Source organism: Pseudomonas yamanorum (assembly GCF_013386765.1).
Taxonomy (GTDB): domain Bacteria; phylum Pseudomonadota; class Gammaproteobacteria; order Pseudomonadales; family Pseudomonadaceae; genus Aquipseudomonas; species Aquipseudomonas yamanorum_A.
This window is the reverse complement of the sequence record NZ_JACARE010000065.1, coordinates 1-23,777: the sequence shown is the minus strand read 5'-3', so window position 1 is coordinate 23,777 and position 23,777 is coordinate 1. Positions and strand designations below refer to the sequence as shown.

At 63.6% G+C, this 23,777-nt stretch carries 9 protein-coding genes; 5 read left to right on the top strand and 4 right to left on the bottom strand.

Annotation, left to right across the window (positions count from 1 at the left end; genetic code table 11):
* Positions 1 to 158 precede the first annotated feature (158 nt).
* The 4 genes from gspE (at position 159) to HX875_RS31420 (ending at position 17,194) form a co-directional block, all read left to right on the top strand.
* On the top strand, positions 159 to 1,577 hold the full coding sequence (gene gspE, locus HX875_RS31435) for a type II secretion system ATPase GspE (RefSeq protein WP_177048810.1): 1,419 nt from the start codon (positions 159 to 161) through the stop codon (positions 1,575 to 1,577).
* On the top strand, positions 1,577 to 2,785 hold the full coding sequence (gene gspF / locus HX875_RS31430) for a type II secretion system inner membrane protein GspF (protein ID WP_177048809.1): 1,209 nt from the start codon (positions 1,577 to 1,579) through the stop codon (positions 2,783 to 2,785). The genes gspE and gspF overlap by 1 nt, the downstream gene beginning before the upstream one ends.
* Before the next feature lie 484 nt (positions 2,786 to 3,269).
* Positions 3,270 to 4,493 carry a substrate-binding domain-containing protein gene (locus HX875_RS31425; RefSeq protein ID WP_177048808.1) on the top strand — a complete coding sequence of 408 codons (1,224 nt, stop codon included), beginning with the start codon at positions 3,270 to 3,272 and terminating at the stop codon, positions 4,491 to 4,493.
* Between the two features lie 185 nt (positions 4,494 to 4,678).
* Positions 4,679 to 17,194, top strand: coding sequence for a filamentous haemagglutinin family protein (locus tag HX875_RS31420; protein WP_177048807.1), 12,516 nt, complete (start codon positions 4,679 to 4,681; stop codon positions 17,192 to 17,194).
* 175 nt (positions 17,195 to 17,369) lie between these two features.
* Here HX875_RS31420 and HX875_RS31415 read toward each other — a convergent pair whose 3' ends face one another.
* The 3 genes from HX875_RS31415 to HX875_RS31405 all read right to left on the bottom strand — a co-directional run bounded on the left by HX875_RS31415 (position 17,370) and on the right by HX875_RS31405 (position 22,618).
* A complete protein-coding gene (locus HX875_RS31415) occupies positions 17,370 to 18,977 on the bottom strand; it encodes a hypothetical protein (protein WP_177048805.1) in 1,608 nt (535 codons plus the stop codon).
* 78 nt (positions 18,978 to 19,055) lie between these two features.
* Positions 19,056 to 20,795: a hypothetical protein gene (locus HX875_RS31410; RefSeq protein ID WP_177048804.1), complete on the bottom strand. Its 1,740-nt coding sequence runs from the start codon at positions 20,793 to 20,795 to the stop codon at positions 19,056 to 19,058.
* On the bottom strand, positions 20,792 to 22,618 hold the full coding sequence (locus tag HX875_RS31405; protein WP_177048802.1) for a tyrosinase family protein: 1,827 nt from the start codon (positions 22,616 to 22,618) through the stop codon (positions 20,792 to 20,794). Before HX875_RS31405 ends, HX875_RS31410 begins: the two co-directional genes overlap by 4 nt.
* Before the next feature lie 137 nt (positions 22,619 to 22,755).
* On the opposite strand from HX875_RS31405, the gene HX875_RS31400 reads away from it, so the two are divergent.
* Positions 22,756 to 23,241: an Lrp/AsnC family transcriptional regulator gene (locus HX875_RS31400; protein ID WP_177048800.1), complete on the top strand. Its 486-nt coding sequence runs from the start codon at positions 22,756 to 22,758 to the stop codon at positions 23,239 to 23,241.
* 259 nt (positions 23,242 to 23,500) lie between these two features.
* Here the strand turns inward: HX875_RS31400 and HX875_RS31395 are convergent, their stop codons facing one another.
* On the bottom strand, positions 23,501 to 23,674 hold the full coding sequence (locus tag HX875_RS31395; protein ID WP_177048798.1) for a hypothetical protein: 174 nt from the start codon (positions 23,672 to 23,674) through the stop codon (positions 23,501 to 23,503).
* Positions 23,675 to 23,777: the final 103 nt, after the last annotated feature.

Below are 23,777 nucleotides of genomic sequence, written 5' to 3'. Positions count from 1 at the left end.
GGAGTGCGGGCACACCGAGCCTAAGCGAGGTGCCGAGTGGTGGGGCAAGAGCGTTTTGCTTACTTTTGCGCTTTTCAAAAGTGAGCCGCTGTAAGAGCGGAACCAATAGCGGCCATAACCGAAGGAATGGATATGTACACAACCCAAGGGACACACCCATGAGCCTCCTGCCTTACGCCTGGGCCAAATCCCAACGCATCCTCCTTCACCCAGGACCCCAGGGCCCCACGCTGACCATCTGCCCCTCAACCCCAGGTTGGTCCATCAGCGAAGTCCACCGCCAGTTCGGCCAAACCCAGCTCATCCATGTGCGCGACGACGAACTCGACGGCCTCCTGGCCACCGCCTACGCCGACACCGGCAGCGCCGCCGCCGTCGTGGGCGCCGCCGAGAACGAGGTGGACCTCGACCGCCTCATGCAAGACATCCCCGAAATCACCGACCTGCTCGACACCCAGGACGGCGCCCCGGTGATCCGCATGATCAACGCCTTGCTCACCCAGGCCGCCCGCGACGAAGCCAGCGACATCCACATCGAACCCTACGAAACCCATTCCGTAGTGCGCTACCGCGTCGACGGCACCCTGCGTGACGTGGTTTCCCCGCGCAAAGCCCTCCACGGCGCCCTGGTCTCGCGCATCAAGATCATGGCCCAACTCGACATCGCCGAAAAACGCCTGCCCCAGGACGGCCGCATCGCCCTGCGCGTAGCCGGCCGCCCCATCGACATTCGCGTCTCCACCGTACCCACCGGCCACGGCGAACGCGTGGTGATGCGCCTGCTGGACAAACAAGCCGGGCGCCTGCAACTGGAAACCCTCGGCATGGACCCCGACGTGCTCGCCAAGCTCGACAGCCTGATCCGCCAACCCCACGGCATCGTGCTGGTCACCGGCCCCACCGGCAGCGGCAAGACCACCAGCCTCTACGCCGCCCTGGCCCGGCTGGACGCCAGCACCAGCAACATCCTCACCGTCGAAGACCCGGTGGAATACGACCTGCCGGGCATCAGCCAGATCCAGGTCAACGCCAAGATCGACATGACCTTCGCCCTGGCCCTGCGGGCGATCCTGCGCCAGGACCCGGACATCATCATGATCGGCGAAATCCGCGACCTGGAGACCGCCCAGATCGCGGTGCAAGCCTCGCTCACCGGTCACCTGGTGCTCGCCACCCTGCACACCAACGACGCCGTCTCAGCCGTCAACCGCCTGATCGACATGGGCGTCGAACCGTTCCTGCTGGCGTCCTCCCTGCTCGGGGTATTGGCCCAGCGCCTGGTGCGCCGCCTCTGCCCGCACTGCAAGCAGGAAGACCCGGCAGCGCCCGGCACCTGGCGGCCTGTCGGGTGTGCGCAGTGCAACCAGATCGGCTACAGCGGCCGTACCGGCATCCACGAATTGTTCTGCATCGACGATGCGCTGCGTGGCCTGATCCACCAGGGCGCCGGCGAGCAGGACTTGAGGGCCGCCGCACGCCGGGCCGGCATGTTCAGCATGCGCGAAGACGGCGAGCGCTGGGTGCGCAGCGGCGCCACCGCCCCCGAAGAAATCCTGCGCGTAACACGGGACGCCTGATGAACCGATACCGCTACGACGCTGCCGACGCCAGCGGCAAGCTGGAGTCTGGCCACCTTGAAGCCGACAGCCAGAGCGGCGCCTTTGCCCACCTGCGCAGCCGCGGCCTGACGGCCTTGCGGGTGCAGGTCGAGAACAATCACCCGCAAGCCGGTGGCAGCCGGTTCGGTGCCAAGCTCTCGGACAACGACCTGGCGTGGGCCACCCGGCAATTGGCGAGCCTGCTCGGTGCGAGCCTGCCACTGGAAGCCGCGTTGAGCGCTACCGTGGAGCAAGCCGAGAAAAAACACATCGCCCAGACCTTGAGCGCGGTGCGCGCCGATGTGCGCAGCGGTATGCGCCTGGCCGATGCGCTGGCCGCGCGGCCACGGGATTTTCCGTCGATCTACCGGGCGCTGATCGCGGCGGGGGAGGAGTCCGGCGACCTGGCCCAGGTCATGGAGCGTTTGGCCGACTACATCGAGGAACGCAACAACCTGCGGGGCAAGATCCTCACCGCGTTTATCTACCCGGGCGTGGTGGGGCTGGTGTCCATCGGCATCGTGATTTTCCTGCTCAGCTACGTGGTGCCCCAGGTGGTCAGTGCGTTTTCCCAGGCGCGCCAGGACCTGCCGGGGCTGACGTTGGCGATGCTCAATGCCAGCGACTTTATCCGTGCCTGGGGCTGGCTGTGTTTTGCCGGGATCGTGGGCGGTTTCTGGAGTTGGCGGCTGTACCTGCGCAACCCCGTGGCGCGGTTGAACTGGCACAGCCGGGTGCTGCGCCTGCCGCTGATCGGGCGCTTTGTGCTGGGGCTCAATACCGCACGGTTTGCCTCGACCCTGGCGATTCTCGGCGGCGCCGGCGTGCCGTTGTTGCGCGCCCTGGAAGCGGCGCGCCAGACCTTGTCCAACGACCGCCTGAGCCAGTGCGTCACCGACGCCACCGCCAAGGTTCGCGAAGGGGTCAACCTGGCCCCGGCGCTGGCGGTGGAAAAAGTCTTCCCGCCGGTGCTGATCCACCTGATCGCCAGTGGCGAAAAGACCGGCTCCCTGCCGCCGATGCTGGAGCGTGCGGCGCAAACCCTGTCCCGGGATATAGAGCGCCGGGCGATGGGCATGACCGCCTTGCTGGAACCCCTGATGATCGTGGTGATGGGCGCCGTGGTGCTGGTGATCGTGATGGCGGTGTTGCTGCCGATCATCGAAATCAACCAATTGGTGACCTAGTTGCTGACGAAACGCGGTCAAACAGGTGGGAGCTGGCTTGCCTGCGATAGCGGTGTTTCAGCCGCCCAGGATGCCAACTGACCCGCCGCCATCGCAGGCAAGCCAGCTCCCACATTCGAACCGCGTTTCTTCGATGCTGTTTTCTTGCGCCTGACACGCGGGTCTCAACCTCGGGTTCCTCGTTCTGTCATGTTCCAACCCCCCCCGACACGGCCCGTGCGGCCTCCAGCCCAGTGCCGAAAAGCCAACGTGAAACCTCGCTGTCACCGCCCCCTGAAACCGTCCAGAAGTGTGACCAAAACACCCGAGAATCTTTTTAAAAATCAAGCTGTTCCTCCCGAGGTTTTTTCCTTTTGCTGTCATCGGATGCTGCGAAATTTCATACCCATGGCCTCACCCCTGGTTACCCCCGGAACACAGCCCGGGACCGAAGCCATAGCGTCATCTACCCCAAACGTACAAACACGACGAAAGGAGCTTCTTCATGTTTAAGCGCAACGTTCTCGCGGTATCCATGACCCTCGCTGCACTGTGCTCGGCCCAGGCTGCAATGGCTGACGTCAACGGCGGCGGCGCCACCCTGCCACAACCGCTGTACCAGACTGCCGGCGTCCTGACTGCCGGTTTCGCGCCGTACATCGGTGTGGGCAGCGGCAACGGCAAGGCTGCCTTCCTGAACAACGACTACAGCAAGCTGGACGCCACCGTCACCGGCAAGAACGTGCACTGGGCCGGCAGCGATTCCAAGCTGTCCTCAACCGAGCTGAGCAACTACGTGACGGCCCATGGCACTGCCTGGGGCCCGCTGATCCAGGTGCCTTCGGTGGCCACTTCGGTTGCCATCCCGTTCAACAAGAGCGGTGTAGCAGGCAAGACCGTCAACCTCAGCGTCAACGACCTGTGCGGTGTGTTCTCGGGTCGCTTGACCACCTGGGACCTGATTGCTGACTCTGGCCGCACCGGCCCTATCACCGTCATTTACCGCAAGGAAAACAGCGGCACCACTGAACTGTTCACGCGCTTCCTGAACGCCAAGTGCAGCCCGGCCCTGGAAGGCGGCACCTTCGCCGTGACCCAGGCCTTCGGCAGCAGCTTCTCCGGCGGCTTGCCCGCTGGCGCACTCAACCCGTTGCAACAAGCCAACCCGGCCGGTGGCTTTTTCACCGACACCAGCGCCGGTGTCATGAGCACACTGAATGCCGCTGAAGGTCGCGTCACGTACATGAGCCCGGATTACGCAGCAGCCACCCTGGCCGGTCTGGATGACGCCACCAAGGTTGCAACCGTTGCCGGTGTTTCGCCTGCTCCAGCCAACGTTTCGGCGGCCATCGGTGCTGTGGCGGTACCTGCCATCGCCAACCGTACCTTGCCAAACAACTGGGTCCCTGTGTTTGCTGCTACCACCAGCGCTACCGACCCAAGCGTCGTCGCCTACCCAAGCAGCGGTTACCCAATCCTGGGCTTCACCAACGTGGTGTTCAGCCAGTGCTACGCCGACGCTAACCAGACCTCCCAGGTCCGTACGTTCTTTACCCGTCACTACAACACCAGCGCGTTCAGCAGCAACGATGCGGCCATCCGCAACAACCGCTTCGTGCCACTGCCAACCACCTGGAAAACCGCGATCAACGACACCTTCCTCAATGCTGACAGCAACCTGAGCATCGGCAAGTCGAACATCTGCAACGGTATTGGTCGTCCGCTGTAACCCAAGCCTGCAAGACCCCGCACCACCGATCAGCAACGGCCTGTGCCGTTGCTGATTTTTTTTGCGTTAACAGGCCCACATGAACTTTCGATGACAGAAGTTCGGTCCCGCCCCGCGCCAACCGCCTAACCCTCATACATGAGCGTGTCTTGCCCCCGGGCGATTACAAATAAGGAAGATTCCTGATGGTCCGCTGCAAACCACCGGTTAACCTGAATGCTCGGGCGCCACGTGCCCAGACAGTCCTGCGCCTCAAGCCGCTGGCCCAGGCGATTGCCTTGTTGATGGTGGCGGGCAACGCCCATGCCGCTTCGGCGGCGTTCAGTTCCGGCTGGTTTGCCGACAAGGGCGCCTCCCAGGCCGCCACGGCGGCGCGTCTCGGCACCGGGCAGGTGCCGGGGATTCCGGCGTTGAATCAACAGGCGAAGGTCAACCAGCAGCTGGCGCGTTCCATCAGCACGTTGAACAACAGCGTGGCGGCGATTGCCGCCCAGCAGGCAGCCCAGGCGGCGGGCCGGCAGGCGGCGCTTGGCCAGGTCTCGACCATTCCCGACGGCCTCGGTAAAGGCGGCCTGCAGGTCGACAACAGCCTGACCCAAGGCTGGGTCAATGCCAAAGGTCCGACCCAAAACCAATCCGGCGGCAAGACCACGGTGACCATCGAGCAGACCGCCGACAAAGCGATCCTCAACTGGGAAACCTTCAACGTCGGGCGCAACACCACCGTGGATTTCCAGCAGCAGTCCAACTGGGCCTTGCTCAACCGGGTCAACGATCCCAACGCACGCCCCAGCGAGATCCAGGGCCAGATTACCGGCGCCGGTACGGTGATGATCATGAACCGTAATGGCGTGGTCTTCAGCGGCACCAGCCAGGTCAACGTGCGCAACCTGGTGGCCGCCGCCGCCAACATCACCGATGACCAGTTCACCCAGCGCGGGATCTACGTCGATATCAATGGTTCACAGCCAACGTTTACCGACGCCGCGGGCAAGGTCGAGGTACAGCGTGGTGCGCTGATCCAGACCCACTCCCCGGCGCTTTCCACCGACTCCGGCGGCTACGCTTTGCTATTGGGGGCTGAGGTCGAGAACGCCGGCACGATCATCACCGCCAAGGGCCAGACCACCCTGGCCGCCGGCGACAGCTTTTACATTCGCCGCGGCGTAGGCACCTCGGGCAATCAGGGTTCCACCACCCGCGGCAACGAAGTGGCTACCAGCCTCAAGCAGGGCAGCAGTGCGGGCAAGGTGAGCAACAGTGGGCTGATATTGGCCTCCACGGGCGACATCACCCTGACCGGGCACCAGGTGCAGCAAAACGGCGTGGCCCTGGCCAGCACCTCGGTGGATAACCGAGGCACCGTGCACCTGCTCAACTCGGTCACCGATACCACCGGCAGCGTGACCCTGGGGCAGGGCAGCACCACCGCAATCCTTCTCGACAACACCGGCAACACCGCGCTTAACAGCCAGCGCGACAACGGCCTGATCAACCTCGACGGCCGCCCGGACGCGGTCAATATGGCCACCGGGCGCTTCAACAACCTGAGCACGGTCAGTGACCGTATCGATCAGTCCCGGGTAGAGATCGTCAGCGGCGGCACCGTGGAGTTCAAGGACGGCTCCATCACCCTGGCCACCGGCGGTCAGGTGGCGGTCACGGCAGGCCAGCGTAGCCTGGTGCGTGACGGTGCGATGATTGATGTGTCCGGCGCGATTGGCGTCAAGGTGTCGATGGAATCCAACAACATCAAGATCAACGTCCAGGGTAACGAGCAGCGCGATGCGCCGGTCAACCGTGACGGCGGCCAGTTGATCAACAACGATGTGTGGGTTGACCTGCGTGAGCTGGTGTTTGTGCCTGCGGGCACCAATGGTTACGCCACCGATCGCTGGTACACCGCCGGTGGCCTGCTGGAGGTCGGCGGTTACCTCGGCACCCAGGGGCATACCGTCAGCGAGTGGATGGCCCAGGGTGGCACGCTGACGTTTACCGGCAAGGAAGTGGTGACTGAACAGGGCGCCCAGTTCAACCTGTCGGGCGGCACGATCGACGTGCAGGATGGCTACATCCGGCAAAGCTGGCTCAAGGGCCCCGATGGTCGCCTGTATGAGCTGTCCAGGGCGCCGGGAGACATTCTCTACTCGGGTTTCTACAAGGGCTTTGAAGACACCAGCGCACGCTGGGGCCGCACCGACCATTACTACAACCCGCTGATTGCCGCGCAACAACGCTACGAGGCGGGTTACACCGTAGGCCGCGATGCGGGCAAGCTGGTGATCGGCACCGCCAGTGCGGTGCTCGAAGGCCGATTGATCAGCGACGTGTTCCAGGGTGATCGTCAGATCAACACACCGACGCTCAACATGGATGGCTATGCGCAGTCGCAAAAGGCTGCCGCGCAACGCGCGCAACTGATCATCGGCGGCTACACACCGGTGTTCAATAAAAGCACCGGCACTTTGCGCTACAACCTGAACCCGGTGACCGGCGAGATTCTGTTCGAGCCCGGCGCGCAAAAGATCGCCGATGGCCTGGACCTGGACGCGGCCTTGCCCGCTGACCGCCAGGGCAAGGTGATTCTTGACAGTGACCTGCTCAACGGCTTCGAACTGGGCGCGATCAAAGGCGCCGCGACGCAACAGATCACCGTCAACGGCGCGCTTAAAGTGGCCGATGGCGGCGACATCACCCTGTTTGCACCTAGGGTGGCGGTCAATGCCAACCTGACGGCGAACGGTGGCAGCCTCAACGCGGGCAACCTGCTTAACCAACCCGACAGGGATCGCAGCATGGCCGTCGGCGATGTGTACCTGCTGCCAACGGCGGGCACTCGGGCCTGGGTCAATGTGGCCGAAGGGGTCAGGCTGGACGCTTCCGGGCGCTGGAGCAACCTGGCGCAGGACGGCGTCAACAACGCCAGCGCGGCGTATCTGGACGGCGGCAAGGTGTCGCTGCGCAGCACCGGCGACCTGCAACTGGCGGCAGGCAGTGTGGTGGACGTGTCCTCCGGGGCCACCATTGGCCTGGACGGCAAGGTCATCGGTGGCAAGGGCGGCAGCGCGACCCTGGCGGCTCTGAACGCGCTTGAACTGGGCAGCGAGATTCGTGGTTACGGCGTCAACGGCGGCGGTACGCTGGCCGTGCAGGCGCGCAAGGTGCAGATCGGCGATAACGCCACGGCGCCGAGCGACGACACCCTGCACCTGGCAGGGGACTTCTTCAACAAGGGCTTCTCGGCGTACGACATCACCGGCAACGAGGGGCTGCTGGTCACTGACGGCACCCAGGTCGATGTGTCCATGCCGGTCTACCGCTTGGGTGAACAGGCACTGTCCACCCCAAGCGGCAGCGACCCGACCACGGCGCTGGAACGCTGGGCGTCACCGCTGTACCAGGAGGACGCCGTCAAAGGCGTGCTGACTCAACGCCGTGGCGCCAGCCTGAACCTCAATGCCGGTACCACGATCGCTTCAGGCGCGCTGGCCGCGACCACTGCCCTGACCGTCGGCAAAGGCGCGGTCATCAGCGTCGACCCCGGCCAGGGAATCAACCTGCGCAGCATCGGCCAATTGACCGTCGACGGCACGCTCAATGCCTGGGGCGGCACGGTGAGCCTCGCGGGTTTGAGCAACACCGACTCCACACAAGTCGAAGGCAACGGCCATGGCCGGTCGATCTGGATCGGCGAACAGGCGGTGATTGACGTGGCCTCCCGGGCCGTGACCGCTGTCGACAATCGTGGCGGGGTGTATGGCCAGGTACGCAATGGCGGCCAGATCACCGTCGGTGGCGATATCGATCCGGTCACCGGCATAGCCAAGGCCAGCGACCTGTTTGTGGTGGTGCGTGAAGGTGCACGCCTGGATGCGTCCGGCAGCCAGGCGCTGCTCGATCTGCCGGGCCAGGGCCGTACGCGGGTGGCCAGCAACGGCGGCAACATTGCTTTTGCTTCCAACAACGGTTTGTACCTGGACGGCAGTTTCGTCGCCAACGCCGGTGGCGACGGAGCGGCCGGCGGGCGTCTGGCGCTGGCACTGGAGTCGCCGTACTACTTGAAGCTGCACGTCAAGGACCGGGTACTGCCGGTACGCGAACTGGTGCTCAACCAGCAGCATCAAACCAGCGCCTTGCCCGACACTGCAGAAGCGGCGGCAGACGCGTTGATCTACGGTCACGGCGCACTCGGAATCGACCAGATCCAGGCCGGTGGTTTTGACAACCTGACCTTGCTGGTGCGGGGGGCGTTGAATCTCGACGGCGATGCCTCGCTGCACATGGGGCAAAGCCTGCAGCTGTATTCGGGCGGTATTGGCCTGACCCGCAACGCGAAACCGACTTCGCAGATTAATCTCAGTGCGCCGCATGTACTCCTCAGTGGTTTGCTTGAGCCGGACAAACCTGGGATGGAAGCGTGGACCCGGGCGTACATCAGCGATACCTCGCCGACGTTTCGCAGCCAGGGCGTGTTGACCGTCAACAGCGACTTGCTGGACATCCGCGACCGCTTCGCCTTTGGCGCCGAGCAGGGCTTTGATCAGGTCCGGCTCAACAGCAGCGGCGACCTGCGTTTTCTCGCCGGCAGCGATGGCGGCAATACACCCAGTGGTTTCAGCACGGTCTTGAGCTCAGCGGGCGACATGACCCTGCGCGCCGCGCGCATCTACCCGGGCTCCGAGATCAAGGCCCAGGTGCTGGTAGGCAGCCTTGGCAACAAGGGCAATCAACTGATCTTCGACCCGACTCGCACCCTGACGATCGAGAAGGTCGGCGATGATAACGGCGTGGCACCGGACTCGGTGTTCGGGCGCCTGCAACTGGGCGCTTACACCATCAGGCAGGGCGGGGTGTTGCGTGCGCCGCTGGGGTTGATCGAACTCGGCAACCTGGGCAGCAACAAGGTGGAACTGCTGCCCGGCAGCCTGACCTCGGTCAGCGCCAAGGGCCTGGTGTTGCCGTATGGCGGCACCGTGGATGGCCAGGTTTATCGCTACAACGGCAAGACCGTGGTCTTTACCGGACAGGGCGGTATCGGCGCTGCCAACGGTGGAGAGCTGTCGGTCGGGGTGATTCTGGGGGGCAAGTCGGTGGACGTATTGCCCGACGCCACGCTGGACCTGTCGGGTGGCGGCGAATTGCTGGGGGCCGGCTTTATTTCCGGGCGCGGCGGTTCTACCGATGCGCGCTTCAACCCGCTGGTGCAGTTCGGGGCCAACGGTGGTTTTACCTTGCCGGGGCTGAGCACCAACCCGGTCTATGCCATCGTGCCGGGCGTTCAATCAGGCTATGCGCCGGTGGCTGGCGAAGCCGGCGCGAGTACGCCGCTGGTGGGCCAGCAGATCACCATTGGTGCCGGAGTGCCGGGCTTGCCGGCAGGCACCTACACCTTGATGCCATCCACCTATGCCTTGAAGCCGGGAGCGTTCCGGGTGGAGATCAACGGGTTCGCCGCCCAGGGCAGCGACGGCACAACCACGCTGATGCGCAACGGGTCGTGGTCGACGGCCGGGCAACTGTCGATCATCAACACCGGCATTCACAACAGCGTCAACAGCCAGGTGATCCTGACCTCGGCCGACACCTTGCGCCGCTACTCCCAGTACAACGAAACCAGCTACGCCCAGTTCGCCATTGCCGATGCCGCCAGGCTCGGTGTGCCACGCCCGATGCTGGAAGTGGACGCCAAGACCCTCAAGCTGGGGTTTAACGGCGGCGGGGGCAAAGAGACGTTCTCGTTCCAGGGCATTGGCAACTTTGAGGCCGCCAAAGGCGGCTACGGCGGCACCGTGGGGGTGATCAACCTGGGCGGTGACACTGCCGAGAGCCGGGATACCCAGATCGTTGACGCCGGCAGCCCCCTGCCAGCCTACGAGGGCCTGACGCTGACCGCCCAAAGCCTGAATAATCTGGGCGCCAAACGCCTGATGATCGGCGGTTTGCCCCAAGTGGAATATGGCCGCAACGGCAACGTCATCATGTTTCCGTTTGGTTCCAACACCCCTGGGGCCGGGGTCATCCTGCGCAGCGGGGCAACCCTGTCGGCCCCGGAAGTGATCATGGTATCGGGCCGTGGCGACATCGTGGTTGAGCAGGGGGCTTCGATCAATACCCTGGGGCGCGGTGCGGCGATCTATGACGCGCGTGATGGTTTTGTCTACAAGGGGGTGCCGAGCATGCTGGCCGTGTCCAACGGCCTGCTTAATGTAATGCCTTACGTAAACCTCAACGGTGAGCCTTCGGGTGGTATCAGGATCGGCGTGTGCCCGAGCGGCAATTGCTCGGGTCAGACCACGATCTATTCCGAGGGCAGCATTATCGCCGCGACCGACAAAGACCTGCAGCTGGACGACCAGGTGCGCTACGGCACTCGCCACCTGGCGCTGGCCCTGAGCAATATCAACGTCGGCAGCACGGCCGGGCTGGCCGATGCCGCTGCGCGCAATGTGTTGCCGTCAGGCCTGACGCTCAACCAGCAAGTGCTTGAGCGTTTGATGCGCGGCGACACCCAGTCGGGAGCTCCGGCGCTGGAAACCCTGCAACTGTCGGCCGGCCAGGCGTTCAATTTCTACGGCACCACCACCCTTGATACCTATGACTCGGTGACCGGCAAGTCGTTGCTGAGCAATCTGGTGCTGTCGACGCCGGCGATCTACGGTTCGGGGAATGCCGATGATGTGGCGACCATTCACACCGCCAACCTGATCTGGCAAGGCGCCACAGGCGGGCCGGGCGCGGTCATTGCTGGCGGCGCCGGTAATGGCAGTGGGCGCCTGGATATCAACGCCGAACGTATCGAGTTCGGTTATGGGCCTTTTGCCCAGCGCGATACCAACACCGTCTTTGATCGCCTGGTACTGGGCTTTGCCAACGTCAACCTGAATGCCCGCGAGCGGATTACCGCCAACCACAAAGGCAGCCTGTCGGTGTATCAGCGCCAGGGCACGTATGACCCGGTCACCGGGTTTGCCTACAGCGGCGGCAACCTCAACATCGTGACGCCGCTGATGACCGGTGAAGGTGGCTCGCTGAACCGCATCACCGCTGGCGGCACGATTGATCTCGCAGGCGCTGCCGACACCCGTGGTGCAGTCGCAGGCTATGGCGGCGAGTTGTCGTTCAAAGGCCAAACCATTCGCTTGGCCACCGCAGTGGTACTGCCCAGCGGCAAGGTCACGCTGCAAGCCACTGACGATGTGGTGCTTACCGATGACGCGTTGATCGACGTGGCCGGTCGCGCGGTGGTGTTCAACGACATCACCCAATACGGCGCCGGCGGCGATGTGTTGCTCGACAGCCGCGATGGCAATATCCGGCAGGCGGCGGGCTCGACCATCGACCTGTCGGCCAGGTACAACCAGGGCGGCAGATTGCGCGCGGTGGCGGTGAATGCGGCTGGCGGCACAGTCGACCTGCAAGGCAAGATCCTGGGGGGCAGCAGCGGCTATTACAACGCGGGTGGCACCTATGTGCCGTATCTCGGCGGCATCCTGGAAATCCAGGCCCAGCGCCTGGGCGCCAGTGGCTCGCTGGATCAGCAGTTTGCCGCACTCAACCAGCGCCTGAACGAGGGGGGCGTGTTCGGCGCGCGCAGCTTCCAGCTCAAGCAGGGCAACCTGACCATCGGTGACGGCCTCAAGGCCAACACCATCAACGTCTCGGTCGACAACGGCAGCCTGCGCGTCAGCGGGCGGGTTGACGCCAGCGGTGAGCGCGTGGGCAGCATCAACCTGGCCGGCAAAAAAGGCCTGACCCTGGACGGCAGCGCGGTGCTGGATGCCCACGGCAGCCAAGTGCGGGTGGACAGTTACGGCAAGATCATCGACTCCCCGAACCGGGCGATGGTGGTACTGGGGTCCGGCACCGGGCTACTGACCCTGGCCGATGGCGCGACTATCGACCTGCGTCACGGCACCTCGGGCACGGCCGGCAATGACGGACGCAATCGCGGCACCCTGGAATTGAACGCACCGCGCATCGACAACAATGACATCGCCATTGATGCACGGGGCAAACTGACGATCAAAGGTGCGCGTGCGATCACCCTCAACGGCATGGCGACTTACGACGACGCGCCGCTGATGACCGACCCGACCGCAAGTGGCAGGCCGTATCAGGTCATTGATCAGGCGTATCTGGATGGCAAGCACGTATTGAGCACAGCCTTTATCAACGCCGCGCTGCAAAACACCAACCTGTTGAGCAACAAGCTGGCCGGGTTGAACAACGCCACTTACGCCGATGCGTTCCACCTGCGCCCGGGCGTGGAGATCATCAGCAAGACTCCGGACGGCGACCTGGTGGTGCAGGGTGATGTCGACCTGTCCGGTTACCGCTACGCCAGCCTCAACCCCAACACTCAGAAAACCTCGGTGTATGGCTCGGGCGAGTCCGGCAGCCTGACCTTGCGCGCCGGCGGCGACCTGAACATCTACGGCAGCCTCAACGACGGCTTCTCGCCGCCACCGGACACCATGAATGACAAGGGCTGGCTGTTGCTGGCGGGTCGGGATTTCGCCGGCGGCGAGATCATCGTGCCAGGCAATGGTGTGGTCCTGGCCGATGGCACCACCTACATCGGCGGTTCGGTGCTGAACTACGATTTGCCGATCAAAGGCATGACCGTAGTGGCCGGTACCCGCCTGCCAACCCGGGCCACGCTGGCCCGGGACCTGACCTTGCCTGCGGGTACCGTGCTCGCGGCAGCAGTACTGGATGCGTCGGGTGCTGTGTTGCTGGCGGCCGGTACGCTGTTGAGCCAGCCGTATACCCTGCAAGCCGGGGTGCAACTGGAAGCCGGCACCTTGCTGACCCAGGCCACCCAACTGCGAGCCATGACCTGGCCCAAAGGCGTGCCATTGCCTGGCTTGAGCGGGGCTGTGGACGGCGGCAAGAATGTCGTCACCCTGGATGGCAACATCGCCCTGGCGCGTGGCGCACTGATTCCGGTCGGCACCGACGTCAAGCTGGTGGGCGGGGTGGATTCGATCGAGTTGCGCCCTGAAGTGGCCGGGCGCCAGGGGCAACTCTGGGCCATTTCCCCGATGCTGGCCGAAGGGTCGCAATCCTGGTCATTGCGCCTGGTCGCGGGGGCTGACACCGAGGCTGCGGACAGTCGGCTGCTCAAGCCGGACCCGAGCAGCGGCACGCTGCGCCTGGCCGACAGCCACTACGGCATGTTCGCCAAGGAATTGCCGCCCAAAGGTGTGCTGGTGTGGACCGCGTTTGCGGTCCAGGACCTTGCCGGTAATGGTGTAACCGTCAAGGAAGGTGACCCGGTCGATCAATCGATCCTTGATGAGTTTGGCTTGGGTTCGGTTGCCGATTTCTGCGGCAATAGCCCGGAATACTGTTCGGCCAAAGCGGCCTTTGCCTGGAGCCAGCAGGCGGCCGATGAACTCGCTGGCCAAGGCATCATTGTTCAACCCGGGAGTGCGATGGACGACGCCTGGATGCTGGAGATGACGGGCCAGACCGTGGCGGAATTCTGCCAGAGCACACCGTCGTACTGTGTGGCCTCGGGCGGTAAGGAATACGCGCCAACCCCATCCAACTCGCTGTTCAGCGTGGTTCGTACCGGCACCGGTGACCTGCAATTGTTGAGCGCGGGCAACCTGAGTGTGAACTCGACGTACGGTGTGTACACGGCCGGCACCTCGTCCACCACCACTGAGGCGGGTGACCCGTTCAACCAGCCGCGGGCCCTGGCGGGCGGCAGCACGGTGCTCAAGGATCCCGACAGCTACTTCGAACAGTTCGTCAACGGGGGCAGCCAGAGCCTGTACCGCGCCTGGTACCCGCAAGCGGGCGGGAACCTGACGCTGAACGTCGGTGGCGACCTGACGGGCCACGTGGATGCCGGTGGCCTCTCAACCCCTTCGCGCCCCAACCCCTACGATGGGGGCAGCAACACGGCCGATATCGGCAACTGGTTGTGGCGCCAGGGCAGTGGCGAGTTTGCAACCGGCGGCCAGGCCCAGCCCACGGCGTGGTGGATCAACTTTGGCACCTACACCAACATCGTCGCTGACAACCTGATTGGCTTCACCGGTTTCGGCACCTTGGGGGGCGGTGACCTGGATGTAAACGTGGGCGGCGATGCGGGCACGCTGAAAATCCCGAATTTCGTTGGGGATGTCACCAACAAACGTACCCAGGGCCTGGTGCTGGCAGTCGGCAGCACCGGCCGGGTAAGCAGCGACGGCAGCCTGCAACTGACCGGTGGCGGCGACATGCGGGTGCGCGTGCGAGGTGCGCTCAACCCTGTCGCCATTATGGAAACCAGCGGCAATCGCGATGGTGTGCTGGTCAATACTCGCGGCAATGTACAAGTGCAGGCCGCCAGCATCGGGCGCATCGACTTGCGCTACGGCACCGGCACCCAGGTGCCGGGTGAGGTTCGCGCGCTGGAGCCCGAGCGGGCCAGCCGCAGTACGCCGCAGGGTGGGCTGACGCTGGTGGCGGGCGACTCCACGTTCAGCTTGCATACCTTGGGCGACCTGGTGGTGCAGACGGTTGAAGATGCGGGGCGTGCGCAGCAGTACAACCGCTCGGCCTTCAGCCGTGACGGCGTAAATGGCGGCTCCAGTAGTTGGTTTACCTTGTGGACCCCCAATACCGCCATTGACCTGTATTCCGAAGGCGGCAACCTGACGCCTTTTGTTATCGCGCCGACCTACACGGACCTGGCGGTGGTCTATCCGTCGATCGTCAGGGCGACCGCGGCCAGTGGCAGCCTTTACTACGGCAAGGCCGCCACGTTCCGTGATTCGCCCGTCTACAGCTACCCGCTGCTGCTGGCCCCTGGCAAAAACGGGCAACTGCAATTTCTGGCGCAGGACTCGATCTACGCCGGTGGTTTTAGTGTCACTCAATCCGGTTCGGCGCCGAGCAGTATGGCTACCCCCTGGAATCCGGCAATTGCTGCCACCCTGGGCGCGAGCAGCTACGGCAACACCTCCAGCACGGGCAACTACAACACCTACGGCAATCAGGGCATGTCGTTGTTCGCTTTTGGCCCGGGCACAGCCTCTGAGCCGTTGAGCAACACCGCAGATCCTTCACGTTTCTACGCCCTGACCGGGGATCTGGTTGGCGTCAGCAGCGGCCGGATCATCGGCTACAACAACATCAACGTGCCGCATGCCGGCGAGACCTGGTACGAAGGCAGCCGGCCGGTATGGATGATGGCCGGGCGCGATATCGTCAGCAGCGGTGCCAACCCCAATGACAATGGCGAGATTGTTCCGGGCGTGCTCGCCTCGGGCAACCTGTTCGTTCACAACAACGCCACCGACATCTCGATCGTTTCCGCCGGGCGCGACATTCTCTACAGCAGCTTCAACATTGCAGGCCCTGGCGCGCTGGAGATCACTGCCGGGCGCAATATCGTGATGGACGACAAGGTCAGCGTGACCAGTCTCGGCCCGATCATTGCCGGCGACTTGCGTCCAGGCGCAAGCATCGTCATGCAGGCCGGTGCAGGCGCCAACGGCGGGGATTACCAGCGCTTTGTGGCGGCTTACCTCAACACGGCCAATCAGATTGCGCCGGGTGAACCGTTGTCGGCCTCGGGCGGCAAAGTGGCCAAGACCTACGAAAACGAACTGGTGGCGTGGCTGACCGAGCGCTTCGGTTTTGCCGGTGACAGCGAGCAGGCCGTGGCTTACTTCATGCAATTGCCTGCCGAGCAGCAACGAGTGTTTGCCCGTGAGGTGTACTTTGCCGAACTGGAGGCGGGCGGGCGCGAGTACAACGAGGTCGGCGGTGTACGCCAAGGCAGTTATGCCCGTGGCCGGGCAGCGATTGCGGCGCTGTTCCCGGAGAAGGACGTGGCGGGCAACACGCTTACCTACCAGGGCGATATCCGCCTGTTTGGCGGGGCAGGTGTGCACACCAACTTCGGCGGCTCGATCCAGATGCTCACCCCCGGCGGCAGCCAGACCTTCGGTATCGAAGGCGTGGCACCACCGGCTTCGGCGGGTGTGATAACCCAGGGCACGGGCAACATTCAGCTGTACTCCCTGGGCAGCATCCTGTTGGGCCAGAGTCGCATCATGACCACCTTCGGCGGCTCGATTCTGGGCTGGTCCGGCGAGGGCGACATCAACGCCGGTCGCGGTTCCAAGACTACCGTGGTGTACACGCCGCCCAAGCGGGTCTATGACAACTGGGGCAACGTGACGTTGTCGCCAGCGGTGCCGAGCACCGGTGCGGGGATCGCGACGTTGAACCCGATTCCGGAAGTCCCGGCCGGCGACATCGACCTGATCGCGCCGTTGGGCACCATCGACGCGGGCGAGGCGGGGATTCGTGTCTCCGGCAACATCAACATTGCCGCCTTGCGGGTGGTCAACGCCGCCAACATCCAGACCCAGGGCAAGTCGTCCGGGGTGCCGGTGTCGGCGGCGGTGAACACCGGGGCCATGAGCTCGGCGAGCGCGGCCGGCGCAGCGGCGTCCCAGGCGGCCGAAGACGCGGCGCGCAGCCAGCAGGCGGCGGCCAAACAGGGCCGGGCGTCGATTGTCACGGTGGAAGTGTTGAGCTTTGGCAGTGAGCCGGTGGAACGCAAGCCCCAGGATCAGCAGAAGACCTCGGGCTACAACCCCAACAGCCCGGTGCAGGTACTCGGCGCCGGGCCGTTGAGTGACCAGGCGCGGGCGCAGCTGACGGATGAGGAGCGCCAGCAGATCAGTTTGTAGTGTGCAGAAAAGGACCTCTCGTTGTATTTGGGGCGATCATTGATCGCCCCTTTTTTTATTGGCCCTTTGTAGGCGCGAGCTTGCTCGCGAAAAACCTGAGGGCGCCGCATTTATCCACGCAACACGCGTTATCGTTCACATTCTTCGCGAGCAAGCTCGCTCCTACAGGAGGCTTTCAGGGTTGGTCCTTGATGGTTTCGAACGCTTTCACACGTTTGACCAGGCTTTTCTTCTGGGCCGAGTCGGCGCTGTTGAACAGGAATGAAAAGTCCGAGGCCAGGGTCGAGCTGCCGGCGATGGTCGCGTACTGGTGGCAGGCGTTGCAGTTATCGCCCTGCACATAGGTTTCCAGGGTGGTGTTGGCCACCGGCACATTGCCCTGGCTGATAAACGGCCCGTAGGACAGCGGCACCGCCGCACTGACACCCGGTTCCGGCTGGACGGGCGGGTTGGGGGTGAGGGTCCAGAGTACGTTGATCAGTTTGTAGTACTGGAACACCGATTTACCCTGGCTCTGCTGGGCGAAGTTGGCCTGCACCGCGCCGTTCAGGGCCTGCAGCTCCGTGGGCAGCGGATGTTCCCGGGTGGTTTGCACCGGTTGGTCCCGTGGGTACGGCTCGGTGCAGTCGCGGTCGGGATGGTGCTGTTGGCACTGGATGCGTGCCACGTTCGGGGTGCATTCCGGGCCGGTGCCGCAGTTGGGGTTGTTGAAGGCGAAGCCGTCCGGCGGCGTCTGCTGCGTGGGGGCCTGGGCCGGTTCGGGCACGTTGTCCACTTGCTCGAAGGTGGTCCAGATGAAGTTCGGCGAGGCTTGGGTCTTGTTGATGATATGCAGGCCCACCAGGCCCACCACTTGCTGGGTGCACTGCAAGGTGGCCGGGTTTTTCAGCCAGGCGACGGTGGTCAGGTAGCGCCCATAGAGTTCGGGCTTGCCGGTGAGAATGCGCCACGCGGCCTTGAGCTCCAGCGCCCCGAGTTGTTCCTGTGGCACCGGGGTCGGCGGCAGTGAGCGCATCGGTTCGCCAATGGGCAAGGACAGCCCGCCTGGGTTCTGGTTGTCGAGGTTCTGCGCCACCTTCAACTGATTGGCGGCGTCGTACAGTCCTTTGCTGACGATGTAATCAAACTCGGCCTTGCCGACCTTGCGTTCAAAGAACACCAGTTGGCCCGCCTGATCCGTCAGCCAGCCGCCGGAGGCTTCCATGATCGGGTCGGGAATCGTCGCCAGGGTGCCGCTGGACAAGTGGAAACCGTGGCGGGCGTTGATCGCGCTTTCCGAGGTGGCAGTCATGAACTTGCGCGCCCCCACCGACATCGCCTTGAGGCTGCCCTGGGTACTGCAATTGGACGGCACCAGGGTTTGCACGCCCCAGCCCGAGGGCACAGGCGCACCCGGCAGGAAGATATCGTTGGCGTCCTTGTAGCTGGCCCATACCGGCGCCACCGTCATCGGTTGCCCGGCGGTGGTCGGCACGCCGAACTGCGCCAGGGTGCTGTTCATGTCCGGTTCGCCCGCCAGGGCGGCGGTGGTCGGCCAGCCGGGGTTCACTGGCCAGTTCAGCGCAATGAACAGCTGCCAGCCAAAGCAGTTCATGAAGCTCTGGCCGGTGGCGTTGAAGTTGTTGACCGGCAGGAAGCCGCCGCTGGCCGGGTTGAACACCAACTGCTGCTGCACGCAGGCGTCGGCATCGGATTGGGGTGTTGCATAGGCCGACTGCAGCGTAAACAGGCTCAGCACCACACTGGCCAGCAGCGATAAAACACTCAAGCGTAACCTGGACATCATCGCGCTCCTTGCATGAAGGTAAACCTGTGGGGAGGCAGCAAGCTGCCTCCCCACAAGGACGGTGGAACGTTCAGATCAGGCGCCAGGCACCAGCGCCAACCCGGATTCCCATGGGTGCTCCGCCGCGCTGGGGTTATCGGCTTCGCCCGGGTTGAGCGCGCGCACCGTCACCAGCCCCGGTGCGGCGGTGGGGCTCACAGTGATGGTCAGCAGGTAGCCCTGGGTGCCGCCGGAGTTGGTCTGCCCGGGGATGGCCGAGGCGTCGGGCAGGAACTTCGTGACCACGGCCGTGACGCCGGGATTGGAAAACTGCACCCGCGCCGTCTCGGCGGTGGTCTTGAGGTCGGCGCCTTGCACCACCAGGGCAAACTGCCCGCTGGTACCGGGAGCCAGCCACGCTGGCAGGTCGGTGGGCGACTGCCCGTAGAACAGATCCAGCGGCAGCAGTTGTACCGGCCAGGGTTGCACACCGTTGACCCGATCCGTCACGCACGGGCAAGAATCCGGTGTCGGACTGATGGGCGTGGTGGTCACGCTCAGCCCCACCAGCAATTGCTGGGCAATCACCCACACGTAGTCGATGGACTGGCCGCTGATGGTGATGTCGTTGATCGAGAACCCTGCGCTCACCGGCACTTCAAACACCGCCTGCAGGATCTGGTCGGAGCCGTTGGCGGCGGACTTTGCGGCGCCCCGGGTAATTTTCCAGTACTGGCTGACGTCCTGGCCTTGTGGACCTTTCCACGCCGAGAAGTCGGTGGGTTGCTGCAGGTACAGGCCGATGGGGTTGGTCAGGGACAGCCGGTTATTCACCGCCACGCTGTTGGCCGAAAAACCGATATGCGGGTCGGAGTTGCGGTAGTTCTGCCCGTATTGCGCGCAGCAGATCAGCGCCTGGGAGTTCTGGCTGCTGCTCAGCGGCCGCAGGATGGTGGCCGCGGCCGCCAGGTACACCTCGGCGCTCAGGGTGTTGGGGCCGGAGGTCAGGTGCATCGCGCCGCCATATTGGCCGGGCACGCAGGCGGTGCCGGCGTTCCATTTGTTCACCGTGTCATAGGCTGGCTGGCCGGTGGTGGGGTCCATCACCGGGTCGCCCTTGTTGCCGGTCGGGCAGTCGGCGGTGTAGCGCAAGTACAGGTCCTCGAGTTGCACCTGCGGGTCGATGTAGTCCCGATACAGGCCCAGTACCGCGTTCGGGTCGATGCGCCACATGGCGAGGAAATACGCCGGGTTTTCGCAGGTAAAGGTGATCTTGCGCATGTTCTTGGTACCGGGGTCGCGCACGATCGACCACTCGCAGTATTCGTCCAGCCAGCCGCGCGGGCCCGAGGGCGAGAAATCCTTGTACTTGCCTTGCCAGTCAATGCTCGGGCAGCGGGTCACGGGCAATTGCAGCAGGGTGCCTTGCTTGTTCGGATCGTAGAGCGTGTACGGGGTGTTGTTGAGGGTGATCTGGCCGTTGTCGGTCAGCTCCATCACCTGCTGCAACGTCATGGCCTTGCCGCCCAGTTGCGGAATCACCGCGGTGCCGTTGTTGTAGAAAAACGTCCACAGCCGGTTGGGGAAGGGCGCCCAGGTGATCGCCGGTGGCGTGGTGGGGCCGTAGCCCTCCACCAGCGGGTTGTAATAGCCCGAGCGCGGCGCGTCATTGAGGCCCGACCACGGGTTGCCGATGATCGCGGACTGTGTCCAGCCGGTGAGGTCGTTGTTCCAGTCGGTTTCAAACTGCGGCAACTGGTTTTCCAGGCCCAGCTTGTTGTAGTCCTTGGGCGCTTGCCCGGCGGGCGAGGTGAACTGTTTGAAGGGTGTGCTCATGTCGGTTCTCCAGGTGTTGTGGTGGTGGAAGCGGAGCAGCAACCGGCACTCGGAGGAGGGCCGGCGAAGGTTTGGCGCGGGTCGTCCCACACCAGTTGGGCGATAAAGCCAGGCAGCGGCGCGTACTCTTCAGGCGTCAATACCCGGCCACTATCGGGATGGGTGACCACCACGGATAACTGCGTCGTGTCCGTGGGGCCGAGGTTCAGTGCCCTGGTGTTGCGCGCCGCATTCAGGGCGCGAGACACGCCGTGAGTGATGCAGCGGCCCTTGTCATCCACCAGGCCCATGCCGATGCGGCTGAAGCGCCCGACATAGTGCGGATTGTCGGCGCTCACCTGCTGCGGCGTGGCGTCGGGCTGGTTGAGGAAGACGTCGATCAGGTAAGTGTCGTGGGTGCAGCGCACGTGGTCGAACACCACCCACGGCCCCAGGCCTGCGGCGTGTTCCGTGGCCTGCGCGGGCGTCGAACTGCGCTGGCAACACGCCTTTGCAGCGGGGTGGCGGGTACCGAAGGGCGGGGCAACGGGTGCGCCGTAGTCGTAGCCGATATGCCGACTGTCCTGGGCCATGTCCCCCAAGGTGGTGTAGCGCCAGGCATCGGCACTGGTGAACGTGACGGTACTGGCCTCGCTGCCGGAAAAGGGCTGGAGCAGGCACTGGGTGGTGTATTGCGCGGCCGGGTGGGCGCGGATCCAGACCTCGAGCATCCGGTCGATATTGGCGTGGTAGGAGCTGAACACCGGGTCGAACGCGGTGTAGGCGTTGTCGGCCATGTCGCCGCCGATCCAGCCGTGATAGTTGTCATGGGGTTGCTCGTACAGCCCATCGAAATTCAGCGCGCGGTTGGGGTACAGGTCGTCTTCCTGGGGCGGATCAAACACCGGGATATTCGCCCACGGATAACCCGGCACGCCCTGGGGCTGGCTGAAGCTGGTGAACTTCAGGGCGTCCACCACCTGCTGCTGGAAAATCCGGCTCATGCCGTACAGCCGGGTGCGTTCGAAACGCATCGTCTCGCCCTGGGTGTAGAACAGCGGGTTGCGTTGCACGAACCGGCAATCCACCCCCGGCACCGGGGCCTTTTCACAGACCTTCGAACAGCCGTCCTTGGCGGCGGCGTAGCGCAGTGGATTAGGCCGCACCTCACCGGTATGCGGGTGCACGTAGGTTTCATCGAGAAACGCCTGGGGCAAACCGGCCTGGGGGCTGCCGTCGACACTGGCGTCTTCGGCCATCCAGTCCCAGTAGGGAATCGGGCAGTCGATCAGGGCTTCCAGGTACAGCAGATAGGCGCGATGCCACAGGGCAAACGCCTCCTGGTAATGCAGGCACCAGTTGGTGTGGATATAGGCGTAGCGCTGCCACGGTGAGCCGCTGTCGGCATTGGCCACCTGCATCACATCATCCAGGCGCGAGCGGTACAGGTTCAGTTGTTCCAGGCTCAGGGCGCGAATGTCCTGGCGCACCCGCTTGACCGGGTGGGGCAGGTCGGGGGGGGGAATGCGTTCGGCTTCATCGAAGGGTGAGCTTGGGGTGAGGCGCCAGCCCTGGTTGACCCACAGCCTGAAGGTTTCCAGCGCATCGATGGGCCAGAATTGCTGCTGGTCGAGGGTCAGCGGCATGCTGCGCGAGGCCAGGTGCTGGTAGATGGTTTCGGACCAGGTCTTGACCGAGGCGGGGTCTTCGAGGAACACGAAGTAGGCGTTCATGCAGCCTACCCAGGAGGCGACGACGGCGGGGCGTTGGTCTTGGGGGATCCAGTAGGGGGCGTTGAAGAGGCCGTGGATATCCGTGGCCCATGTCGGTTTCGCGACTATCATAAGATCCCTCTCATGCTGCCCGGTGCCTGATTTGGCTGGGCTGCTAAGCTGGATTGATGTTAGTGCGCCGCTGCGCAGGATTTGTGCAAATTGGCGGGTGTTTACGGTGGATTCATTGCAGTTTTTTCAAGGAAGATATGGAAAAAATGACAGATGCCATGGATTTGAAGATTCTGGGGAAATTGCAAAGGGATTGCAGCCAGAGTCTGGAGTTGTTGAGTGACAGTGTGGGGCTGTCTTCGACCAGTTGTTACCGGCGTATCAGGCGGTTGGAGAGTGTCGGGATTATCAAGGCGAAAGTGGCGGTGCTGGATGAGCGAAAGCTTGGGATTCAGGTGACGGCGTTCTTTTTGATCAAGCTTGATAGGGACAGCAACGATATTGACCGCAAGATGCAACATATCCTGGCGAGCCACCCGGAGATTCAGGACTGCTATCTGCTGACCGGGGAGTTTGATTTTGTGATGGTGGCGAAGTTTCGGGATGCCACTGAGTACACTGAATATATCTATCGGTTTTTGGATATTTACCGGGATATTCCGATTCGTACTTATTCGTCTACGTTGGTGGTGCGGACGGTCAAGAAGTCTTATGAATTGCCGTTGCCTTTGTCGTTGCTGTGATTGGGGGTATATCCGTTATTCAGGTAACGGCCGCCTATGGTTTCGCTCTTACAGCGAGTCACTTTGCAAAAGCGGCAAAGTAACCAAAACGCTCTGCCCCGCCTGTCGGCACCTCGCCTAGGCTCGGTGTTCCCTCACTCCGGGATTGCTCCGCGGGCCGCCGCGACGGGGCGTCCCTGCCCCGTCGCGGCTAAACCGGCGTCCTGCCGGTTTACCCGCTCCTCAATCCCTGCGTTCGGCCTCGGGCTGAATGGGGCAGTCAGATCAAAAGCAAGATCAAGATCAACAGCACGGCGGCCTGAAAGCCGACCTGAGTGTGGTGAAGCAAAGGCAAAAGCCGCTTTTCTGTAGGAGCTGGCTTGCCGGCGAAGAACCTGAGAACGCCGCGTTCATTCAGGACGCCAACGTCATCGTTAACGACCATCGCCGGCAAGCCAGCTCCTACAGGGGATCGTGCCCGCTTTAGATTTTGATTTTGCTTCACCACTCAAGCCGGCCTGAGTGGTAGAAGCCAGATCCAGAGCGAAAGCAGAGCT